The following is a 23,740-nucleotide window of genomic DNA, read 5'->3' on the forward strand; positions in this document are numbered from 1 at the left end:
AAATATCCTTTAGTTAGGTTTATACTTAGCAAAAAAGTTGGTTTTGATTATTTTTTCACCAATAATATATGAGTTTAATACATGTTGTTCTTCTTCTGGGCTTTTAACATCACCTTCGATTTCTTTAGTACGTATTATGGTTGCATTTCTGTTAGTATTAACTAAAACTCTTCCCATAGAAGTATTTTCATATAAAGATTTGTCTATACCCATCAAATAAGAAATTGTAGGCAAGAAATCAGATTGACCTCCTGAAGCAGTTATTACAGATGGTTTCATATTTGGGGTATATATTATTAGTGGAATTTTATGATCATAATCTTTCCACCAGTTACCTTCATAATTTAAATCTTTTATTTCATTATTATAGTATTTGTGAACTCCTGTATGGTCACCATACATGACAACTACCGTATTGTCTAATATGCCTGATTCTCTAAGCTTATCAAAAAACATTTCTATTTGGGCATCTGCATAATGTATGCTTTCAAAATATCCGCCAAGTTTGCTTTCATCAACTTCTTTAGGTAAGTCTAATTGTCTGTATTGCTTAGGCAAATTAAAAGGACCATGACTTGATAATGTAGGTGATTGAAATAAAAATGGTTGTTTTATTGTTTTTAGCTTTTCAGAAAGCTGATTTAAAAATGTTCTGTCAGATATACCATAACCTACAGCTTCATCATAAACATAATCATTAAGGCTCCATATTTTATCAACTCCAAAGGCATTTTTATGTAATTTAGACCAGTTAAAAGCAGCAAAGTTTTCTGCATGAGATGTTACTGTTTCGTAGCCTATTGATTCAAAAAGTTTTGGCATAGAATTAGGATAAGTATTGTCTCCATAATTCAAAGCTGTAATTTGGTCACCTAAAGTAAAGGTTGAAGAATTAATTAAGAAATCACAATCGATACTATCGCCGCCATTATTTTGCTCATAGATATTTGTGAAATATAAACCTTCTTTACTTAGCTTAGATAAAAATGGAGCAATTTCTTTTCCATTAGTCTTTTTTCCTATAACAAAGTTTTCTAAAGATTCAATTTGAAGAAAAATAACATTTTTTCCTTTAAATAGTCCTTTGAATTCATTATCAGGAAGATTTTCTTTATTATAATTTAACCAAGCTTCAATTTGATTTATATCATCTGATGAAGGGCTGCTTACTAACCTTGTAATAGATTTTGAAGCTTCTTGTAGATGATAACTAATAGGTCCTGAAGCTGCAATTGTTTCAGATGGATTCCATTGGGGTTTAGATATACTAGCTGTTGAATAATTTGATAATTTAAATATATCAATAAACAAAACTGCGCCTACTATGATTGAAATAGAAGCTGTTAAGCTTAAGGCAAACTTTGGCAGGCTTCTTTTTTGAAAATTGGATATTTGTTCTTTAATAAACAAAACAATAATTGAAATTAAATCTACAAGAAATATTAAATCAATACCTCTAGGATTAATTATTGAAAGCTCACTTGGGTTGAAGGTTTTTCTAACAAAAATATTTTCAAGCCCTAAAAAGTCTCTATTAACTCTAAAGTACCATAAATCAGCAATTATCAAAATTGTGAATAAACCATTTAGAATTATATAAAACAAAATTTGTTTCTTATTAGAAAGAAGATAGCCAAAAGAGAAAAGTAAAAGTACAAAGCCCAAATAAACTACTATAAATGAAAGTGCTTTAGTAAAGCTTGTACTAAAGTCTGAAGAACTCATATGTACAAGAGTCATAAATATAATATTTTTTATTAACATATCTAATACAGTAAAAAAGCGAAGTTTAGCAATTGAACTGTCTAAAAATTTATCTCTAAATTTTATAATGCAATTTTTGAGTTTTACATAAAACAATTTAAAAAATTTCATAAATTACTTCCTTTCAAAAAGATAAATACTATTTACCTTTGCCACTTGAGGTTATTGCTGTAACAGGCAAGAGTGCAAAGACAAAATTTATTATAAATGCATATCTGGTTTGGGTTTCAAGGATTAAAAATGCAACTCCAAAGCCGCATAAAATTATATAAAATAAGTTGATAATTTTATTATCTAAATATACATCTCTATTAAATAATCCTTTAATAATAAGAAATAAGAATATAGAATAAACCAATTGATACCAAAGGACACCTTGATGTTCTATATTTATTTTTATTTGATCTTCAGGAATACCGGATTGAGCCCAATATGCACCACTATTATCACCATGTGACCATTGAGAGCCAAATTTCTTTATGAAGAACATGGCTAAGTCTAAAGGAGGAGTAGTTGTATATCTAGTGATTATTCTTTCCTTAGAAGCTTTTTCTAAGGCCTTTCTATCCTCTAAAAGATTAGAAATAAATTCAGCATCCTCAGGATTCCAGCTTCCACCACTTTGTATATTACTACCTCTTACAGCAGAAGTAATATTAGGTTCACTACCATCCCAGAGCTTTCTGTCTGTAATATTTTCAGCTATAAGAAGATTTGAAAACATTACAAAAACTATCATAAATGGCGCTATCAGTAAAATTATATTTTTAAGCTTTATTTTTAGATTTTCATTATCATAAATTAGTATGTACATTATATATGCAATTATTACTATGTAAGCTATCATTCTAAATAAATGCCCTATAGATAGCAGTAAACCAGATAACAATAAAAATAAAGAATTCTTTTTATTATTTAGTACCAGAATAAAAAAGTATATGCTGGATAAATAAAATGGTATAGCTATATTTTCAGAACAATACACTGGAACATATAAAATTGATGAAGGCAGAATAGCCATAAAAAATGCACCAAATAAAGTTCTTTTATAATCTTTAAATATAGAATTACAAATAAGATAAACAAGTATAATCGATGATGTAGATAATAATACGTTAAGCATTTTTACTACAAATAATGCATTATCTCCAAATATTTTAATTACTTGGGCAAGGAATAAAGAATAAGGCATCATGTGAGGGAATCTTGCAAAGTATCCAAGTCCCTTAAATGCACTTGTATCTCCATCTAATAAGTTGTTAGCAGCGTCATACATAGTTCTAAAGTCAGAAACAGGAAAACTATTAGTGCTTAAAGCCCAAATTAATCTCAGTATAAAGCCTGAAAATATAATTGCAAAAAGAAGTTTTTTCTTATCTACTTTTTTCGAAATTCCATATATTAAGCCAATTGTTAATACAGAATAAATTATTATCAGGATAATATTTATCATATTTAAATCTTTATAGTTTTCATATACAGAGTGTGCCGATGTCCCAAATAGGATTAAAAAAAGAATCACAAGGGTATATGCAACAAATTTAGTGAATCTTTCACCAAATAAACTTAAGTCTTTAAAATTCCCCTTAGAAGTTGAATTAAATATATTTTTAGCCATAAGTAATAAATTCTCCTTAATATAATTGGTGACTGTCACCATCCAAAGAATATTATAATACAAAAGTAAGTGAATACAAAGAGTTGTATTATTACTTTTCTGTGACTAAATACGAGCCAACTTATATATAAAAACAAATTTTCAGAAAATTAAGAAAATGAGAAGGATTTCAGAAATATAAATAGAATTATTAATTATACTGCTGTGCAGTACATATAATATATTAGTTAATGTAGATAGAAATCCTGAATATTTCTAAAAATTTAGAAGAGGACTTATATCTAGATAGCATACGAGATGAAAGGCAGGTGGAAGCCAGCTTCTAAGGTGACTTAAGGGTTTGGCGGGGTTTATGAAGGATTATAGTATTAAAAATTTGAGAAATGTAGGTTTAATGGGACACAACGGGACTGGAAAAACTTCTCTAGCAGAAAGTATTTTATACTATTCAAAAATTACTGACAGATTAGGGAAGATTGAAGATGGAACTACTGTTTTAGATTTTGATACAGAAGAAAAGAAAAGACAATTTTCTATTTCTCTTTCAGTGGCTCCAATTGAATTAGAAAATATAAAAATTAATCTTGTAGATATTCCAGGGTATGCTGATTTTCAAGGTGAATGTATTGAAGGTATGAGAGCAGTAGATGTTGGAATGATAGTTGTAAGTGCAGTTTCAGGAATAAAAGCAGGGACAGAGTCTGCATGGGAGTACTGCAATAAAATAAAATTACCTAGAACAATTTTTATAAATAAATTAGATAGAGAAAACGCAAGCTTTGATAAGGTACTAGATTCCCTTAATAGAAAATTTGGAATAAGTGTTGTTCCAATTCAATATCCAATAGGAATAGAAGATGGCTTTAAAGGGGTAGTAAATGTAATTTCAAAGCAAGCTAGAATATATGATGTTAAAACTAAAGAAGTAAAGATTTTGGATATTCCAGAAGAATTAAAGGAAAAAATTGAAGATTGTAAGAGAATGATTATGGAATCAGTAGCTGAAACTGATGAAGCATTACTTGATAAATATTTCAGTGAAGGAACTTTAAGTGATGAAGAGATATATCATGGATTAATAAAGGGGTGTGCAAGTGGAGACATAGCGCCTGTTATGTGCGGAAGTGCTACTAAAGTTATAGGAATGGATTCTTTGATTGATGATATAGTTGAGTGTTTCCCTTCACCAGAATATGCAATACCACAAAAGGCACTAGATGTTAATAAAAATGAAGAGGTATTTTTAAATCTTGATCAGGACAAGCCTTTTTCAGCATTGGTATTTAAAACAATTGCAGATCCATTTGTAGGAAAGATATCTTTCTTTAGAGTTATGACTGGAGAAGCAAAGGATGATATGACAGTATTAAATGTAAATAAGGATAAAACTGAAAAGTTATCTCATATTTGCTTTATTAGAGGTAAAGCTCAAATACCAACTAAAAAGATTATAGCTGGAGACATAGGTGCAATTTCTAAATTGCAATATACTAACACTGGAGATACATTAGCAAGTCCAGATTTTAAAGTTATGTATGATAAAATGAATTTTCCAAAGGCTGTATGCTCAATGTCAGCAATACCACAGGCTAAGGGAGATGAAGAAAAAATCTCTCAAGCTTTAAATAAATTAAAAGAGGAAGATCCGGTATTTGAAGTTACTAGAGATGTAGAAAATGCAGAAATAATCATTTCAGGACTTGGAGAAACTCATATTAATGTAATTGCAAGTAAGATAAAGAGCAAATATGGAGTAGATGTAGTATTAAGTCTACCAAAGATTCCTTATAAAGAAGCTATAAAAGGTTTTGCAGATGTGCAAGGTAAACATAAAAAACAATCAGGTGGACATGGTCAATATGGTGATGTTGTAATTAAATTTGAACCAAGAAAAGATGGTGGGGAAGATTTAGAATTTGTAGATGAAGTTGTTGGAGGAGCAGTCCCAAGAAACTTTATTCCAGCAGTAGAAAAAGGCTTAAGAGAGTGTATATCACATGGAGTTTTAGCAGGATGTCCAGTTATAGGACTTAAAGCTACTCTTCATGATGGATCATATCATGCTGTAGATTCTTCTGAAATGGCATTTAAGGTTGCAGCTTCAATAGCTTATAAAAAAGGTCTTGAACAAGCTAAACCAATTTTACTAGAACCTATAATGAAAATTGAAGTTACATTACCTAATGAATATATGGGAGATGTAATGGCTGACATAAATAAAAAGAGAGGCAGAGTAATTGGAATGGAACCAGAAGGCGAAAAACAAAAAATCACAGCAGAAGTTCCACTTGCAGAAATTAGAAAATATGCTACTGAGCTTCGTTCATTAACTCAAGGTAGAGGTGCATTTACTAAGGATCTTGTAAGATATGAAGAGGTTCCAGAAATTGAATTGGGAAAAGCTATCGAAAGTATAAAGGCAGCTAAGAATCAATAATGTAATTTGAAATATAGAGGCAGATACAGGTTTTATATTTAGAAATTAAAAAAATATAATGTAATAGGCACTTGCCAAAGGATATAAAATTATTAAAATCATTTTATATTTTGGTGCAAGTGCTTTTATTTGTTTGAAAATATAATAAATCTGGACAGTATAAATTAGCAACTAGAACTGAAATTTATTGCTGATTTAATGGGATAAAAATAAGAAAAATAAGAAATACTAATCTTTGTATAGAATTGAATTTTAAAATAATATTACTAAGGAGGAATATTAATGTCAGATTATAGTATGGACATTAGTGGAAATGTAGGTTTAAGTGAATATAGCAATATATTTGATTATTTAAACATAATAGAAAAAGATGATAATTTTGTAATAAGAATAGATAAAGATAATAGAGGGGATATAGATATGATTACTTCCATGCTAAAAGATAATAAATTTATTATTAATTATACTCAATATGATGATTTGGGAAACTATTACATAAGTGCAAATAAAGTAATTGTAAAAAAATAATATTTTAAAATTCAGGTTTTATTAAGGAGAAATTATATAGTATAATATTCATTAGAACAAATTGTTTTTAATTGGGAAATTAGATGAAATGAAGGAGAGTATATTATGCAAAAATATGTTGTAGGAGTGGATTTAGGAGGTACTAAAATAAGTACTGCATTATCAAACTTAAATGGTGAGGTAATAAGTCAAACAACAGTGCCAACAAATGCTAACGAAGGAGAAATCCCTGTATTAAATAGAATTATTGAATCTATTGAAAAAGTAATTAAAGATGGAACTGTAAACTATGATGAAATAAAAGGAATAGGAATTGGTTCACCAGGACCTTTAGATGCTGAAAAGGGAACTATAATTTATACACCAAATCTTCCATTTAAAAATTTCAATTTAGTTGAACCTATAAATAAGAAATTTGGTATGCCTGTATTTTTAGATAATGATGCAAACGTTGCAGCAATTGGAGAGTATATGTTTGGTGCTGGGAAGGGCGCTAAAGATGTAGTATTCTTCACTGTAAGTACTGGTGTTGGCGGTGGAGCTGTCTTAAATGGAAAAGTTTATAGAGGACATACTTCAAATGCATTAGAAATTGGACACATGACAGTAGCACCAGATGGTCCAAGATGTAATTGTGGAAATATTGGTTGTGTTGAAGCAACATCTTCAGGAACTGCAATTGCAAAAAGAGGACAAGAAGCATTGACTAGTAAAGTTGAAACTTCATTAAGAAAATATGAAACTGTTACTTCATATGAAGTATTTAAGGAAGCAGAAGCAGGAGATCCAGTTTGTAAGGATATAATTGATAATGCACTAAATTATTTAGGAATAGCTGTAGCTAATGCTGTATCTATTTTTGATCCAGAAGTAATAATAATTGGTGGTGGAGTAGCAGCAGCAGGAGACATTGTATTTGATACAGTAAGAAAAGTTGTTAATAAGAGATGTTTTAAATCTATGGCTGAGTCAGTTAGAATTGTTCCAGCAGGTTTAGGTACAAACGCAGGAGTAGTAGGTGCAGTTGCATTAGCATTACTTGAAACACAAGATAAATAAATTAACAAATAATGTTTGTCTTGCAATCGCTTGTATATAAGAGAACCTAGATTTAACATATAAAAATTATATTTTTAGAAGATATTAAAATTTACAAATATGAGAAATAAATTTTTAAAATAAGTTTTTAAATATGAATAAGCATTAATGTTTCAACATATACTATAAGCATAGAAGAACTTTGCAATGAATTTTTTCTTCTCATACATATTACTAATTTTATTTTAGGTAAAGTTTACTTTAAAGAGTTAGTAGAATTGTGATTTTAATTGGTACCTAAAATATTTTGAGATGAAAAAATTTTTTATATAAGCTATCTCTAAATTTTAATTTAGAGATAGCATATTATAAAATAATATGCTTGCAAAATATGAAGCCTATCGGATGATTTTATCGGATAGGCTTTACTAATTTTCAAAAATATGTATAGCAAGGTTATAGTTTTTTTATTGATGTATATTTTATCAAGTAATTTCTAAGAAATCTTGTAGTTATAAAAGGTTATAAATTTATATGTGTTATTAGTTGAAGTTTTTACATTTTTTCTATGAAATAATTGACAATTAATAATTAATAAACTAAGATTGTTTAAAAGCTTTAAAGAAGTTATAAAGTTAAATAGATAGAGTAGAGGGTGGGAAATATGAAAGCAGAAATTATAGCTATAGGAACTGAAATTTTGCTAGGAGACATAGTTAATTCTAATGCTCAATATTTGGCACAAGAGCTGGCAGTGCTAGGAATAGATATGTATTATCAGCAAGTAGTAGGTGACAATGAAAATAGAATTGTGCATGCTTTTAATGAGGCTTACAGCCGTAGTGATATTATAATTACAACAGGTGGACTTGGGCCTACAGATGATGATCTTACAAAAGAAGTTGCTGCAAAATATTTTAATAAGGATTTACTTCCTCATGAAGAATCAATTGAAAAGATAAAGAACTATTTTAAATTCAGACAAAGAAAAATGAGTGAAAATAATTTAAAACAAGGATTAATCCCAGAAGGAGCCATTGTTATAAATAATGATAACGGCACAGCACCAGGAGTAATCATTGAAGAAAATAATAAGATAATGATTATTTTACCAGGGCCACCAAGAGAAATGAAACCAATGTTTGAAGAGACGGTTAGACCTTATCTTCAAGAAAAATCTGATTCGGTTTTGGTTTCAAAAATGATAAAAATATTAGGAATAGGAGAAAGTGCTGTAGCAGAAGAAGTTAAAGATTTAATGGATGCTCAAACTAATCCTACAATTGCACCTTATGCTAAAGAAGTTGGTGTGCTGCTTCGTGTGACAGCAAAGGCTGAAAATGAAGAAAAGGCTTTAAGATTAATAGCACCAGTGGAAGAGGAAATTAAAAAACGTTTAGGTGACAATGTATATGCAACAGAAGATGTTTCAATCGAAGATGTTGTAGCTAAACTTTTGATTTCAAAGAAACTTACTATTTCTACAGCTGAATCTTGCACAGGTGGAATGATAGCAGGTACTCTTATAAATTATCCTGGAATATCAGAAGTATTTTTAGAAGGTGCTGTAACTTATTCTAATGAGGCAAAACATAAGAGGCTTGGAGTTAAAAATGAGACTTTAGATAAGTATGGAGCTGTAAGTGAAGAGACAGCGAGAGAAATGGCTATTGGTATTGCAGAGACTGCAGGAACAGATGTTAGTATTGTTACTACAGGAATTGCAGGTCCAGATGGGGGTACTGAAGAAAAACCAGTTGGATTGGTTTATATAGGAGTATATGTAAAGGGACAAGTAACTGTTCAAAAACATATCTTTAACGGAAATAGAAGTAGAGTAAGACTTCAAGCAACTATAACTGGATTAGATATGCTTAGGAGAATTTTAATAAAGAATATATAAAATAAGATAAATATTAAAGAGCCATAACTAAGATTTGATTAATCATAGTCATGGCTTTTGTAAATTGTATATAAATAAAAATGGGGGAGAGGCGATTAAATATTGAAGTTAAATACTTCCTTATTAGTTATTACCAATTTAAATTTATTTATACATAACTTGAATTAAATTTTTTGTTTTTTTAATAAAATTATTACCTTAAATAAGTCTCCATCAAATTTAAGCTCAAAAATTCCGCCTTGAAGTTCCACTAAACTTTTTGCAATTGATAAACCCAAGCCTGAACCTTCGGTAGTTCTAGCAGAATCGCCTCTTTTAAACCGTTCTAAGATTTCTTCCTCTGTAAAATTTAATGGATACTTTGAGATGTTTTTAAAGGTTATAGATACAAAATCACCATGTTCTTCAACATCAATATAAACTCGAGTACCATTTAGTGAATATTTTAAAATGTTGGAAATTAAATTTTGGAGCACTCTAAATGTTTTTCTACCATCTGCATATATATTTATTTTTTTATCAGGTATCTTTTTTATAAATTCGAAATCGGACATCTGTATTTTATCTTCAAATTCACCTAGAGTTTGTCTAAGAAGTGCTACAGGATCTATATCTTCCATATGCATTTCTAAATTTCCTGATGCAGCTTTTGAAGCTTCAAATAAATCTTCAATTAGGACTTTTAATCTTTGAGATCTCTCTTTAAGTATACCTAAATAAGCTTTTCTTTTTTCATCTGAAATATTTTCATTATCTAAAAGGTCTACATAGTTGATTATGGAAGTTAGTGGAGTTTTTAAATCGTGGGATACATTGGTTATCAGTTCGCCTTTCATTTTTTCACTTTTGACAGCTTTATCTAAGGCTTTGTTTAGACCATTCTCTATATTAGAAATGTTTTTGATAATATCTTTGAAAAGTAATTGTTTGCTTATATCAATTTTAGTATTATAATTTCCATTAGCTACATTGTAAGTGTATGTGCTTATTTTATTAATTTGGATGAAACTATAAATTAAATATATAATTGGAATAATAGAAAATAGTATAAAGTCTAAAAACTGATCGTTTAATAGTGAGATGTCTAATATAGCCGATAGTGATAGCGGGGGAAAATCAAAATCTGTATTTACTAAATATCTTATTATAAATACTAAAATTACATATAAGATATAAACTGCAATAAATATTATGATTTTTAAGGCTATAGATTTTGTTAAAAAACATTCTCTAACTAGCTTGTATAATTTATAAAGTATAGATCTTTCGTAAATATGATTTTCTAAGCTATTAGCTCTATTAAGCAGGTATAATTTATATATATCTATTAGTGCCAAGTACAATAGCATAAATGTAAAAATAGTTAATAGAGTAAAAGTAAAAGCATTCAGACTGTGAGCTACAAATCTATATAACCAAAGCCATGATAATATAATTACTATAGTTAGAAATGCACGTATTTCTAAAAATATTCCATTATATAATTTTGTAATAGATGTTTCTTTAAAAATCAATGTTTTGTTCTGTACCATGTCTATTAATAAAAGAATCATTATAATTATAACTAGAAAAAATAAGAAATACGACCCCACATATAAGGAATAATCTCCATCATGAAAATAACGATATATGCCTAAAAGAATAGGCAGCATAATAATACAAAGCGATAAAATTAATATTCTTAAGTTAATACTTTTATTGTTTTTCAAATTTATATCCAATTCCCCACACCACCTTTAAATATCTTGGTTCTTTAGAATTAATTTCTATTTTTTCTCTTATTCTTCTGATGTGAACAGTAACTGTATCAACATTGTTATAGGCAGGTTCATTCCAAACTCTTTCATAAATTTCTTCAATAGAAAAAACTCTGTTAGGGTTGTCCATAAGAAGCGTTAATATTTTAAACTCCAAGGGAGTGAGTTTTACATTTACGCCTTCAGCAAATACTTCTTTACTTTCTTTATTAAGCTCTATTCCACCTATAACAATTACATTATTATTCTCTTTAAGAGGTGCAAATTGAGTGTATCTACGCATTTGAGATTTAACTCTAGCTATTAGCTCCAATGGATTAAATGGCTTAGTTATGTAATCATCTGCGCCAAAATTTAAACCTAGTATTTTATCTGTATCTTCTGATTTTGCTGAAAGCATTATTATTGGAATTTGTTTATTTTCTCTTATTTTAATTGTAGCTCTTGTACCATCCATATTAGGCATCATTATATCCATTATAATGAGATGTATATCTTCGTTTTCTAACATATCTAAAGCTTGCAATCCATCATAAGCTTTAAAAATAGTGTAGTTTTCATTAGTCAAATATACTTCTATTGCATCCGTTATTGCTTTGTCATCATCAACAACTAGAATATTATATCTTTTCATTTTTGCCTCCATAATTAAGTTAAATTCAAAGTAATTTTAGCATATAATCAATGCTTTTAAAAATAATGGAATTATTAGAAAATATTATAAAAAATAAATGTGGTTAAATTTTATAAAATTGATGTAGTTATATTATTACTTAAAGTTATCTTTAATATAGAGTGCCGCTTTTCCTATATCAGGAACATTAGAGCATTGTGATTCCTTTAAAGTATAAGGATCTTTAAAGACTATATTAGAACTAGTTTTCTTTAGTATGTCTTTGTATTCATTTGGAGTAAGAGTATTGTTTATGCTTTTTAATAAGGCCACAAAACCTCCTGTAACAACTGAAGTAGATGAAATTGATAAATAAGGAGTGTTCTCACCATTTCGAACTCCATCTTTTGATTTCTCATATTGACTGTAGGTATCTATAAGTAAGGAATTATAATCATAGTGAAGAATATTTAAGTCAGGTTTTCTTGCACTAGCTTCCAATTTATCATCAGAAACCATTCCTCCTGGCCAAAGATTATTGGGACTATCATAATGTATAAATGTAGTTACTATATTATTTTTTGTTGCTTTATCTACAGCATCATCAAATCTTTTACGATTATTTTCAGATATAGCTGGTTGAGAATAAGTTAAGATATCTATGTGATTTTCAATAGCCCAATCGATAGCTTTTATTATTGCATCCACTTTGCTGTTTTCGTCCTTACTATTGATTGTATTTAAACCGTAAATTTCACATTCAGGAGCGATTTCTTTTAATGTTGTAGCCATCCAATAGCCATGCTCACTTATATTATTTAGAGAATTAGGATCGTTTAAGAAGTCAATGCAATCATTGTATAATTCTTTGTGTGCTCCATATCCAAAATAGTGATCTAAAATGCCAACTTTAATTCCTTTACCTTTAGTTATTTCATGAGCTTGTTTGACATTATGAATTGTAAAATAAGTAGCTCTAGAATTTGCATTTCCAACATCAATACTTAAAGGTTGCTGCTTTAATTTCAATATAAAAAAAGCATTTCCAAGTAAAGAGACTATAAGAACAAGTATTAAAATTATAAAATATTTATTTTTCATATAATTAAACCTCCATAAAAAGTATAAATATTGTAATTGGTTAACCTTACATATTTATAATAATGTTTAAATATTACAAAAGTGGGAGGTGAATTCTTAAGAAAATCGAAAGAATTGGCTGCAGTGTATATTTTGATGAAAAAATCTCAACACTGTTGAGAGAAATGAATAACTTAAAAGAAAGTAATTATGAAAAATAAAAAATACCACTTGTTTAGAGTGGTATTAAGAATAAAAAGATAAAAACTATAAATTATTCACAGCTTCGCTTAAAACTTTTCCGATAGAATCATTAATGACCAAATCAGCCTTAGAGTCAGCAGAAGTAGAACTTTTATTTATAAGAACAATATTTTTTCCTCTAAAATAATTGATAAGACCTGCAGCGGGATAAACTACAAGTGAAGTCCCTCCAATAATTAGTGTATCAGCTTTAGAAATAGCATCTATAGCACCTCTTATTACATTATCATCTAAACCTTCCTCATAAAGAACCACATCAGGTTTTACATTGCCACTACATTTAGTGCAAGTAGGAACGTTGTCTGCTTTTAAAATGAAATCAGCATCATAAAAAGCATGACATTTAATGCAGTAATTTCTATGAACAGATCCGTGGAGTTCGAAAACATTTTTATTTCCTGCCATTTGATGAAGACCATCAATATTTTGAGTTACTATTGCTTTTAATTTTCCTAATTCCTCAAGCTTTGCTAGTGCTAAATGCCCGCTATTTGGCTTAGCATCTGGATATATAAGCTTTGACTTATAAAATCTAAAAAATTCTTCCGGATATTTAATGTAAAAGGTATGAGATACTAATTGCTCTGGTGTAAATGTTGCATTAAGCTTTTCACTAAACAAACCATTGGAACTTCTGAAATCAGGGATATTTGATTCAGTGCTGACCCCAGCTCCGCCAAAGAAAACTATATTATTACTATCCTTTATAATTTGAGCTAAATTTTCTATTTTATTTTCCATAAAATAATCATCTCCAAAATACAATTTAATACCTTTATTATGGCATAGTTTATGAAAAAATTAAATTACTTAAACATATTAAAATATCATAATAGGACCTTTACATTCAATCAACTATTGATAACATCAATATAATTAAATGCGTAGTCATAGATGATAATGACTATGATATAAGAAATATAGAAAGTAAAGTTGAACTTGAATGTACTACATATATAACAGAATATGTTAATAAACATGTATACCATAATAGTAAAATTAAAGTTAAATTGGCTTTTGATTTGATAATGAATTACTTCCTAAACATTTCATCTATCGATCTGGAATATAAAGATGCAATTGAGATTAATGATACAAGCATAGATAACATAGAAATTTTAAGTATAAACAGCAATGAATTTGATATTGATGTATGTGTTGATGAAGATTTATTTAGGGATAGATAAAATAAATATTTTATTTAGGAATAGCTATAATGGCTATTCTTTTTTTATTTGTAAATTAGGCGGCTCCCGAATTTTAAAATTCACGTTATTATTAATAAAGACAAGGTAAACTACTCTTAATCAAGCTATCATAGCCTATTTAAATAGATTCTAATTTAAATATCATATCAAAAGCCTTTTTCAAGGTATAAGCAAATGTAGAACCAAATTTATATGCAAAGGAGATAGTAGTATGCTTTCCTTGGTAAACATCAAGGAGGAATTATAAATGAAAATTGAAATATGTATAACAAACTTAGGAAATGGTAATTATATCTATGGGAACGTATATTCTTTATATGATATTATAGATTTAGAGAAAAAGGTTAATCCATTAAGAATGAATGATACGGAGGACCAACTTAAAGATACAGATGTTAATGTGTCAGATAGAGATTCACTTTCCTTTTTTGAGATGTTAGGAGAATTTAAAATAACTCCTGATGATCTATCAGCATTGTTTAAAGTTGGAACTGCAAGTGAGGTTCTAGAGATTTTGGAATATCAATATAGTTATCAGATCATAGGAGCTTGTAACAAAGAAACTGCTTTTCAGGAATGATACCAAGAGTTATATAATGACATTCCCGAACACTTAGAAGATTATATGGATTGGAATAAATTAATGAGAAGTTATGAATACGGAACCTTAATAATTGAAAACTTAGGATCTAGATTGCATATGTTAACAGACAAATTCACATTGGTCAACAATATTAAAATTGATGTTCACCTACTTCATTTTCAGTTTATTGCTATTATATCCAATGAGTAACAGGCAATATTTTACTGGCCTTTTTATAAAATAAATGTTATACTTATTCAAAAATTATGGTGGATTGAATAGTTTTGATATATACTATTAATTGATAAAGGAGTGCAAAAATGAAAACAAATACTGAGAAAAAGATTAACAATACTAGAAAAAAACTTACTGTAGTTTCTTTTTTTTGTGGCGCTGGAGGTCTAGATTTAGGATTTGAAAATGCTGGATTTAAAACTATTTGGGCAAATGATATAGATAAAGATGCTTGTGCTACTCATCGTCTATGGAGCGATGCAACAGTGGTATGTGGAGATATAAGTAAGATTGATCTTTCAACTATTCCTAATGCTGATATACTATTAGGAGGTTGGCCTTGCCAAGGCTTTTCTTTAGCAGGTCCTCGTAAGCTAGATGATAGTAGAAACAGTCTTTATAAAAACTATGTAAAATACCTCGAGGAAAAACAACCTATGGCTTTTGTTGGTGAGAATGTAAAAGGAATGCTCACTTTAGGTAACGGCGAAATATTTGAAGCTTTAAAATCAGATATGTATTCAAAGGGATATACTCTATTTTATAAGTTACTTAATGCAAGTGATTATGGTGTTCCTCAAGATAGACAAAGAATTATCATTGTTGGATTTAGGAATGATTTAAATATTATTAATTTTGAATTTCCTAAACCATTAGATAATAAAGTAACTTTACGAGATGTTTTATCAAACATTTCCGAACCGTTACCAGAAGAAATTTGCAATGCTCCTTATAGCTCAAGATATATGTCTAGAAATCGCAAACGTAATTGGGATCAATTTTCTTACACTATTCCAGCTATGGCTAAACAGGTTACACTACACCCATCTAGTCCAGATATGGAGAATGTAGGTAAAGATTTATGGAAGTTTGGTGATAATGGAATTACAAGAAGATTCTCGTGGAGGGAAGCTGCTTTAATACAAACTTTTCCTCAAGATTTGGAGTTCATTGGAGACTTAACTAGTAAATATAAACAAATAGGCAATGCTGTTCCAGTTAGACTAGCTGAAGCAGTCGCAAAAAAAGTATTCAATACACTTAGCTTATGTAATGTAGACATAGCTAATACAAGTTTATTACAAGAAGTAAGTATAGGTTAAAAAATAACATTTAGGGGGGAATAGAGTGGCTATACAAACAAGTTTGGGAAAAGCTTTTGAATATGCTTGCCTTAATTCATTAAATTCAGAGCTTTCTGATCAACAAGAAGTTATTCTAGAAGATACCAGTGCTTTAAACGTGGCAAGAGATTTTTACAATGGCGCTGATGAAAAAACAAAAGAAAAAATGGATTTAGCGGCTAATGCAGCTGTAAGGGTTATTTTAAGATTGGAACCTCAGCTGCAAAATCCATTAAAAAATAACCCTTTATATTTAACAATACAAGAAGATGCTGCTGGGATATCAGGAGATGTAAGAGATGTTCTATGTATAAGAAGACAGAATGAATGGGAAATAGGTTTAAGTTGTAAGCATAATCATTCCGCTGTAAAGCATAGTAGATTATCTCCTAGTATAGATTTTGGACAAATGTGGTTTGGTATACCTTGTTCAAATGAATATTTTGAAGAGATAACTCCAATGTTTGATGAACTAAGAGAGCTGAAAAGCAAAAAGGTTCTTTGGAGAGAAATTGAAAATAAAGAAGAACGTTATTACATACCATTGTTAAAAGCTTTTATGAAAGAATTAAAAAGACTTGATTCTGAAAATCCTAATATAATTCCTAAAAGACTATTAAGTTATCTTTTGGGATTAAATGATTTCTATAAGGTAATTACAGATGATAAAAGAAAAGTAACAAAAGTTCAAGTATATAGCCTTTATGGAACATTAAACCGAGCTGCTGGAAGGATTCGTCCACAAGTAAAAATCCCTCAATTAGTAATGCCGGAAAGATTTTTTAATATTGATTTCAAACCGAGTTCAGGTAATACGGTGCATGTAGTTTGTGATGGCGGTTGGACAATCTCTATGAGAATACATAATGCTAGTTCGAAAGTAGAACCTTCATTAAAATTTGATGTTAATCTGTTAGGAGTTCCACCTACATTATATACACATCATGAACCTTGGGAATAACAATAAAGAGAGATAGTAATACTAATATGGAAAAGGAATTGATTAATATATTTTTTGGAGAAAGTTTAATGGATAAGGATATACTGATTAATATGATTACAAAAACACAAGAAGATATAGTAACATTATCTACACTATAAAAAGTGGGTTTATATTCGTATATCAGTGCTGACACCAGCTCAACCAAAGAAAACTATATTAATTGCTTTCCTTTAAAATTTTTGATAATTTTTCTATACTCATAATAACACCTTCTTAATTAATTATTATTTTTATTTCACAATTAATTTATTAAATGAAGAAAATTGACTTATAGTAAACCGCTTAGAAGCTTCATAAAATAAGTATTTAATAAAAAATAAAAAAACTTTTAAAAAGATGTTGACATAACATCCATATCTCGATATAATACTATTTGTGATCTGGTGATGACGGCGTAGAGGTAACACTCCTTCCCATTCCGAACAGGACAGTTAAGGTCTACAGCGCTGATGGTACTGCACGGGTGACTGTGTGGGAGAGTAAGACGTTGCCAGGTGAGATGGCTCGATAGCTCAGTCGGTAGAGCAGAGGACTGAAAATCCTCGTGTCACTGGTTCGATTCCAGTTCGAGCCACCACAAAGCACTAACTTATGTTAGTGCTTTTTTTGCGTGTTTAAATAGCTTTAATTCCTGCTAATATGTTGCATCATTCAAAGTTTTGGCAACTACTTGGCTAGGACTCCAAAATGAACAATTAAGGGAAATACCATATACTTATAATCTGTATTGCCGATTAAAAAAATCATGTAGAAATTTCTACCTATAAAAAATAATTTATCTGAAAAATATTTTTTAATATATATGTAAACATTGAAAAAAATCAATATATATTAGATGAGATATATTTCAATTAACAATGTACAGTTAACAATTGGAAATTATAGTTGAAATCCTTACAGGATTTCTTGAGTATTAATTATTAAAATATAAAGGGGGATGATAAATATGAGAGAAAGAAGATACGTAAAATTCAAATTAGACCTATACGATGACACAAAAACAAAAATTATAGATCAAAGACTAGAAAGAGATTTCATTCACTACTTTTTTGCAAGAAGTATTATTTTAGCTGGAAAGGCTAACAAAGAAGGGGATTTATATATGGCAAAGGATATTCCCTATACAATAGATACTCTAGCAATAGAGTTTGGTAGAGAGGCTGCATTAATTAAAGTAGCTTTAGATGTGTTGATAGAATTAAAAATGATTGTAGTTACAGCAGATAATATTTATAGAGTAAAAGGGTTCGTAAAACATCAAAATATTAAGGTGAAGGAAAAAGAAGAAATTAAGAATAAGGAAGAGAGAAAACCTATTTCTCCAAGTAATAAAGAAGTGGATATAAAAGAGGACAAGCAAACTAAAGACAGCAAAATAGTATCAGATAATATCAAAGAAGAGTGTAAGCCTGCACAAAATAAAGATAAAGAACAAAGTGAAACTCATAAAGTTGAGTCTGAAAATTATAAGACTTCAGATAATATAAATTCAACAAAGGAAAGCGACATTAACAAGTATGTGAATTGTTTAGCTACGTTGAAGGAAAATCAGAGTTTAGGAACTAAAATAACCGATTGCAATGAAAGGCAAGAAGTAATTAGTCATAATGTAAAAAATGTTGATAGTGGTATGGTGGATATCGCTAAAGCTTCAGAAGCTATTAATACTGAGCAGAATAATTTAGTCATCTTAGAAACCAAGGATAATAGCAAGGGAAGGAGAATGAAGAAAAGCCAACGAAAAGATGATTTAGTTACTGAGCTTGCAGTAGATAAAACAGGAGATGGTACGTCTTTATTATTATTTTCAGAAGGGGATATGCCACCTTTGAGAGAAGGAGAGAGGGTTATATGGGGACTGACCCTTGGGTAAAATTACCGGTGTGCAATTGATAAGTGTGGATGAAAAGTCTTTGGATTTTCGGTAAAAATATTTTAAGAAAACCAGAGGTTTTCAACATTAGTTGGTTACAGACTACCCATAAAGGGCATCAATTGCACCTGGTAAATTGTAAATTAAACTATATAACTTTTATATTAAACAGTACATTGTTCAACTCCAATATAATAAGAACCACAATCAGGGCAAACTGTTACATTTACAATATAACTATCATCAATTTTACCTGCTCTGAAAAGTTTGTTGAAAGACGTATCTTTATATTCTTCACTAAGTGTATTAATTACATATTCATTATTTTTTGTATAAACATAAAAGTGATATTCTAAATATCGGTAGGCCTTACCGATTTGTTCTTGAGAATTACAAGAACATTTATCTGCAAAATATTCTGTTGAGAAATTTACTTCTTCTCCGTCATTTAAAGCTTTTAAGACCATATCTACTGATATTCCATTGATTTCATTTTCATCATAAAAAAATATTCCGTCGCAATTTCCTTCGTTCAAAACATATTCTTTATCATTAGAAATAAATTTATATTCCATAAAGTACCCCCTGGTTTTATATATTTTCAATCTGCCAATCAATAGGTGTTTGATTGGTAGAAATCAAAAAGTTATTTGTTTGAGAAAATGGCTTGCTGCCGAAGAAACCTCTTGCTGCAGATAGTGGACTTGGATGAACAGATTTTATAATTAAGTGCTTTGGGTTAGTAATTAAGCTAGCTTTAGAAATAGCATTGTTACCCCATAAAATAAAAACTATAGGAGTTTCTTTTTCGTTTAGCACTTGAATGATTTTTGTGGTAAACTCTTCCCAGCCTTTATTTTTATGAGAATTAGCTTCTCTAGCTCTTACAGTAAGCACTGTATTTAAAAGCAATACTCCTTGGTCAGCCCATTTTTTTAAGTAGCCGTTATTTGGAATATAGCAGCCTAAATCAGATTGTAATTCCTTATACATGTTTATTAATGAAGGAGGTGCTTTTACTCCAGGATTAACAGAAAAACTTAAACCATGTGCTTGCTTTGGACCATGATAAGGATCTTGACCTAATATTACAACTTTAACTTTTGAATAAGGTGTATAATGCAATGCATTAAAAAGATCATACATATTAGGATATATAACCTTTGAATTGTATTCGCTCACTAAAAATTTTCTTAATTTAACATAATAGTCTTTTTGGAATTCAGATTCTAAATAATTTTTCCAATCATTTTTTAATATTTCAGACATAACATCACCCAACAATAGTATAACATTTTAGGACAAAATTATGTACAATACATTTACCAAAAATCCATAATCTTAAATTAATTTATTTACCTTATTGTTAGAAGTTGTAGATACTGTTAAAATAGAGTGGTATATAGTTTGATTAGACGAAATATAAAAATAACATATAAAAAAGGAGAATTTAAAATGGAAAATAAGGTATTAGCAGTTGCGGCAGGAAATGAAATAACAGAAAAAGATTTAAACGCAATAATTTCAAGATATCCAGAAGAACAAAGAGGGGCGCTGCAAAACGAAGGTAAAAAGAAGCAATTGTTAGAACAATTAATTTCTTTTGAATTAATGAATAAATTTGGAAAAGAAATAGAATTAGATAAGACTCAAGAATACAAAGATGCAATTGAAAGTATATCAAAGGAAGTTATAACTTCAATGGCTATAAATAAGATATTATCTGATATTACTGTTACTGACGATGAAGTTAAGAAATATTATGAAGATAACAAAGAAGCATTTGGTCAACCAGCAACAGTTTCTGCTAGACACATTTTAGTTGCTACAGAAGAAGAAGCTAAAAAAGCAAAAGAAGAAATTTCAGGAGAAAAGATATCTTTTGGAGATGCTGCAATGAAATATTCAACATGCCCTTCTAATCAACAAGGTGGAAATTTAGGTGAGTTTTCAAAGGGTATGATGGTTCCAGAATTTGAAGAAGCTGCTTTTACAGCAGAAATTGGAGTTGTTACAGAACCTGTTAAAACTCAATTTGGATACCACTTAATATTAGTAGATGCTAAGAATGAAGCTTCAATTAAGAGCTTTGATGAAGTAAAAGATGGTGTTTTAAATCAACTATTACAACAAAATCAACATGCTAAATATGATCAAATGTTAAAAGAATTAGAAAATAAATATGGTGTAGAAAGAAAATAGTTACACATATAAAAATGTTGTCTCAAAGCAATTTTGTTTGAGACAACATTTTTTTACAATAATTCAGTAAAAGAATTAATATATTTATCGGCATATTTAAGAAGTTCCTCTTTAGAGTCTAAACACTCATCATCTTTTACAGCAATGACCTTCATATTAGCTGCTTTTGCACCTTGAATAGCTGGCAATATATCTTCAAATACTAAACAGTGTTTTGGATTAACACCCAACTTATCAGCAGCTAGTAAATATACATCAGGACAGTTCTTACCATTGGAAACTTCATCTGTTGTTGTGATTGAATCAAAATAATCGTAAATTTCATTGTTCTTTAGACAAGCTTCTAGTAAGGGAATTGAATTACTTGTAGCCAAACCAATTTTTATATCAGAGGATTTTAAATAATTCAAGTAGTCTTTTACACCGGATTTTAATTTTACATTATTAGAGTAATGATTAAATGCCATGTTGTGCCAATCTTCTAGAATTTCTTCTATTGAGTCCTCAAGTTTGAATCTCTTTTTAAAATAAACAGCTGTTTGATTAAAACTTAAGTGAACAATTTCGTTTCTTAAATCATCTGGCATAGAATATCCTTTTTTCTTTAAATAATCCACATCAATTTGTGCCCATACCCACATAGAATCAACTAAGGTTCCATCAAGATCAAAGATTGTACCTTTTATATCTGTTAACATATAAATCTCCTTTTAAGCTATATTGTTCAAAGTAGTAAGCAAATTAAAAATAATAAAAAAACCTAAGGAGTTTGTTTCCTTAAGTCAAAATAATTAGAATCAAAAAATGGTCGGGGTGACAGGGATTGAACCTGCGACCTCATGGTCCCAAACCACGCGCGCTCCCATCTGCGCCACACCCCGAAGTTATACTTAATTATATATATAAGTATTTTTTCTGTCAATAATTTGAGAGATTTTATAGTGAAAAAGTAGTTTTAATAAGTTCTAAAAAGTTTGAAATAAGCAAATTTCATAATAGAAAGGAAGAACAGGTTTAAACCTGTAAAGATTTATCAATAATTAAATTATGAGAAATATAAAGGATACGTTAGAATAAGTGGGGAAAATGGATTATATATAGATATTAGTAGAATAAATTAAAAATTCGCCATATATATGAATTGTTGATTTTTAATGAAAGTGATATAATTGTAAAAGATATAGATTAAGGAGGAGGGAAGGTTGTTTTAAACCGACTTTGAATGAAAAACAAAATTCTAGCTATTATGTTAGCCAGCGTAATCGTTATAGGTAGTTCAGTACCAGCGTTTGCGACACCAAATAATCAGCAATTAAGTGATTCGAGACAGAAATATGCAGAAATTGAAAATAAAATAAAAGACATTCAAAATAAGATTTATGACTTAGATACGAAGATAGAACCTCTACAATTAACTGTAGACAAAAATACTAAAGATATAAAAAATATTAACAAAGTCATTGATAACACTACAAAGGATATAGAACAATGTAAGAAAGAAATTACTACAATGGATTTAGCTTTAGGGAAAAGAGTTAAGGCAATGTATGTATCAGGAGATTCAGAATTTAGTTATTTGAGTTTTTTACTTGAATCAGAATCAACAAGTGATTTCTTTTCTAGAGCAGAAGCAGTTAGCAAAATTGTTGGAAAAGATAAAGAAAATATAGAAAGTGTAATGAAGAAAAAAGAAGAATTAAATGATAAAATTCAATCATTAGAAGACAAGAAAAATGAAATTGATAAACTTAATAAAGAAGTACAAGCATCTATAAGTGAATTAGATGGTAAAAAGAAAGAACAAAAAGTATTAGCAGATCAAGCTCAAGCAGAAAAGAGCAAATTTGATTCGGAGTATCTATCACAATTAGAAAGAGAAACAGTAAAATCTCAATTTGATCTTATTAGTAATTCTAATAGTTCAACAGCAGATCTTCAATCAGCTATTGTTCAATTAAGAAATATTAGAGATAATCAAATTAAGAGTGAAATTGTTAAATCAGAAATTAATGAAAAGATAGAAAAGGCTAAAGCTATTGTTTCGTCAAAAAAAGCTGCTGAAGTTAAAGTGACAGCAAGCAGAGGAAGAAGCCGTTCTTCAGCAATAGTACCATCAGCAGGGAATGCACAAGCTATATTAAATGAAGCATATGCACAATTAGGAAAGCCTTATGTATATGGAGCAACAGGTTCAGCTAACTTTGACTGTTCAGGATTTACTCAATTTGTATATGAAAATGCAGCGGGGGTAGACATATCAAGAACTACATACTCGCAAATTAACGAAGGACAATCAGTGAGTCAAGATCAGCTTAAACCAGGTGATTTAGTATTTACACATGCAGGTCATGTGGGAATATATGTTGGTGGCGGTCAAATGATCCATGCACCACAAACAGGTGATGTAGTAAAGGTTAGTCCGGTATATAATTTTTATGCGGGAAGAAGAATAATTTCATAGTAAATATAAGAAATTAGTTGTTAATATCTGATTATATTAAAAGTCCTTCT

The 23,740-nt window shown here is 29.3% G+C and carries 20 protein-coding genes, 2 tRNA genes and 1 rRNA gene; 13 read left to right on the plus strand and 10 right to left on the minus strand.

All coding sequences use genetic code 11. The features are described from left to right. Positions 1–9: 9 nt before the first annotated feature. Together GXK56_RS00810 and GXK56_RS00815 are read right to left on the minus strand one after the other, a co-directional pair. Complete coding sequence (locus GXK56_RS00810; RefSeq protein ID WP_160683577.1) at positions 10–1,875, minus strand: LTA synthase family protein; 1,866 nt, start codon at positions 1,873–1,875, stop codon at positions 10–12. Between the two features lie 28 nt (positions 1,876–1,903). Beyond that, positions 1,904–3,382 carry a glycosyltransferase family 39 protein gene (locus GXK56_RS00815; protein ID WP_160683580.1) on the minus strand — a complete coding sequence of 493 codons (1,479 nt, stop codon included), beginning with the start codon at positions 3,380–3,382 and terminating at the stop codon, positions 1,904–1,906. Between the two features lie 352 nt (positions 3,383–3,734). Between GXK56_RS00815 and fusA the strand changes: the two genes are divergently transcribed. From fusA to GXK56_RS00835, 4 genes are all read left to right on the plus strand, one after another. After that, positions 3,735–5,819 carry an elongation factor G gene (fusA, locus tag GXK56_RS00820; protein WP_160683583.1) on the plus strand — a complete coding sequence of 695 codons (2,085 nt, stop codon included), beginning with the start codon at positions 3,735–3,737 and terminating at the stop codon, positions 5,817–5,819. A 282-nt stretch (positions 5,820–6,101) separates the two neighbouring features. Further along, entirely contained in the window at positions 6,102–6,347 is a 246-nt protein-coding gene (locus GXK56_RS00825; protein ID WP_160683586.1) for a hypothetical protein, read from the plus strand. Between the two features lie 105 nt (positions 6,348–6,452). Further along, on the plus strand, positions 6,453–7,406 hold the full coding sequence (locus tag GXK56_RS00830) for an ROK family protein (protein ID WP_160683589.1): 954 nt from the start codon (positions 6,453–6,455) through the stop codon (positions 7,404–7,406). Between the two features lie 643 nt (positions 7,407–8,049). Next, positions 8,050–9,288, plus strand: coding sequence for a competence/damage-inducible protein A (locus GXK56_RS00835; protein ID WP_160683592.1), 1,239 nt, complete (start codon positions 8,050–8,052; stop codon positions 9,286–9,288). 164 nt (positions 9,289–9,452) lie between these two features. On the opposite strand, the gene GXK56_RS00840 is transcribed toward GXK56_RS00835, so the two are convergent. The 4 genes from GXK56_RS00840 to GXK56_RS00855 all read right to left on the minus strand — a co-directional run bounded on the left by GXK56_RS00840 (position 9,453) and on the right by GXK56_RS00855 (position 13,743). Next, the gene (locus tag GXK56_RS00840) at positions 9,453–10,997 is read right to left on the minus strand and encodes a sensor histidine kinase (protein WP_243155972.1); all 1,545 of its coding nucleotides are present in this window, start codon (positions 10,995–10,997) and stop codon (positions 9,453–9,455) included. Next, positions 10,984–11,679, minus strand: coding sequence for a response regulator transcription factor (locus GXK56_RS00845; protein WP_160683595.1), 696 nt, complete (start codon positions 11,677–11,679; stop codon positions 10,984–10,986). Before GXK56_RS00845 ends, GXK56_RS00840 begins: the two co-directional genes overlap by 14 nt. 135 nt (positions 11,680–11,814) lie before the next feature. Continuing rightward, positions 11,815–12,759, minus strand: a complete 945-nt coding sequence (locus tag GXK56_RS00850; RefSeq protein ID WP_160683598.1) for a S8 family serine peptidase — start codon at positions 12,757–12,759, stop codon at positions 11,815–11,817. Positions 12,760–13,005: 246 nt separating this feature from the next. Beyond that, positions 13,006–13,743, minus strand: coding sequence for an NAD-dependent protein deacylase (locus GXK56_RS00855; RefSeq protein WP_160683601.1), 738 nt, complete (start codon positions 13,741–13,743; stop codon positions 13,006–13,008). A gap of 287 nt (positions 13,744–14,030) precedes the next feature. Here GXK56_RS00855 and GXK56_RS00860 point away from each other — a divergent pair, with 287 nt between their 5' ends. The 7 genes from GXK56_RS00860 to GXK56_RS00900 all read left to right on the plus strand — a co-directional run bounded on the left by GXK56_RS00860 (position 14,031) and on the right by GXK56_RS00900 (position 19,027). Then, the gene (locus GXK56_RS00860; RefSeq protein ID WP_160683604.1) at positions 14,031–14,189 is read left to right on the plus strand and encodes a hypothetical protein; all 159 of its coding nucleotides are present in this window, start codon (positions 14,031–14,033) and stop codon (positions 14,187–14,189) included. A gap of 268 nt (positions 14,190–14,457) precedes the next feature. Beyond that, positions 14,458–14,790, plus strand: coding sequence for a hypothetical protein (locus tag GXK56_RS00865; protein ID WP_160683607.1), 333 nt, complete (start codon positions 14,458–14,460; stop codon positions 14,788–14,790). 323 nt (positions 14,791–15,113) lie between these two features. Continuing rightward, complete coding sequence (locus tag GXK56_RS00875) at positions 15,114–16,130, plus strand: DNA cytosine methyltransferase (protein ID WP_160683613.1); 1,017 nt, start codon at positions 15,114–15,116, stop codon at positions 16,128–16,130. 25 nt (positions 16,131–16,155) lie between these two features. Then, entirely contained in the window at positions 16,156–17,112 is a 957-nt protein-coding gene (locus GXK56_RS00880) for a HaeIII family restriction endonuclease (protein WP_160683616.1), read from the plus strand. Positions 17,113–17,533: 421 nt separating this feature from the next. Then, a 5S ribosomal RNA gene (gene rrf, locus GXK56_RS00890) occupies positions 17,534–17,650 on the plus strand. A 5-nt stretch (positions 17,651–17,655) separates the two neighbouring features. Further along, positions 17,656–17,731 (plus strand) — tRNA-Phe (locus tag GXK56_RS00895). A 369-nt stretch (positions 17,732–18,100) separates the two neighbouring features. After that, on the plus strand, positions 18,101–19,027 hold the full coding sequence (locus GXK56_RS00900; RefSeq protein ID WP_160683622.1) for a phage replisome organizer N-terminal domain-containing protein: 927 nt from the start codon (positions 18,101–18,103) through the stop codon (positions 19,025–19,027). 164 nt (positions 19,028–19,191) lie between these two features. Here GXK56_RS00900 and GXK56_RS00905 read toward each other — a convergent pair whose 3' ends face one another. Both GXK56_RS00905 and GXK56_RS00910 read right to left on the minus strand, forming a co-directional pair. Beyond that, the gene (locus tag GXK56_RS00905) at positions 19,192–19,602 is read right to left on the minus strand and encodes a DUF3785 family protein (RefSeq protein ID WP_160683625.1); all 411 of its coding nucleotides are present in this window, start codon (positions 19,600–19,602) and stop codon (positions 19,192–19,194) included. A gap of 16 nt (positions 19,603–19,618) precedes the next feature. After that, a complete protein-coding gene (locus GXK56_RS00910; protein ID WP_160683628.1) occupies positions 19,619–20,296 on the minus strand; it encodes a uracil-DNA glycosylase in 678 nt (225 codons plus the stop codon). 186 nt (positions 20,297–20,482) lie between these two features. On the opposite strand from GXK56_RS00910, the gene GXK56_RS00915 reads away from it, so the two are divergent. Then, on the plus strand, positions 20,483–21,229 hold the full coding sequence (locus GXK56_RS00915; protein WP_160683631.1) for a peptidyl-prolyl cis-trans isomerase: 747 nt from the start codon (positions 20,483–20,485) through the stop codon (positions 21,227–21,229). Between the two features lie 53 nt (positions 21,230–21,282). Here the strand turns inward: GXK56_RS00915 and GXK56_RS00920 are convergent, their stop codons facing one another. Together GXK56_RS00920 and GXK56_RS00925 are read right to left on the minus strand one after the other, a co-directional pair. Further along, a complete protein-coding gene (locus tag GXK56_RS00920; RefSeq protein ID WP_160683634.1) occupies positions 21,283–21,927 on the minus strand; it encodes an HAD family phosphatase in 645 nt (214 codons plus the stop codon). A 107-nt stretch (positions 21,928–22,034) separates the two neighbouring features. Further along, a tRNA-Pro gene (locus GXK56_RS00925) sits at positions 22,035–22,110 on the minus strand. A 341-nt stretch (positions 22,111–22,451) separates the two neighbouring features. Here GXK56_RS00925 and GXK56_RS00930 point away from each other — a divergent pair. After that, positions 22,452–23,690: a C40 family peptidase gene (locus GXK56_RS00930; RefSeq protein WP_160683637.1), complete on the plus strand. Its 1,239-nt coding sequence runs from the start codon at positions 22,452–22,454 to the stop codon at positions 23,688–23,690. The last annotated feature ends 50 nt before the right edge of the window (positions 23,691–23,740 follow it).

The organism is Clostridium sp. C2-6-12 (assembly GCF_009928485.1).
In the GTDB taxonomy this organism is placed as follows: domain Bacteria; phylum Bacillota; class Clostridia; order Clostridiales; family Clostridiaceae; genus Clostridium.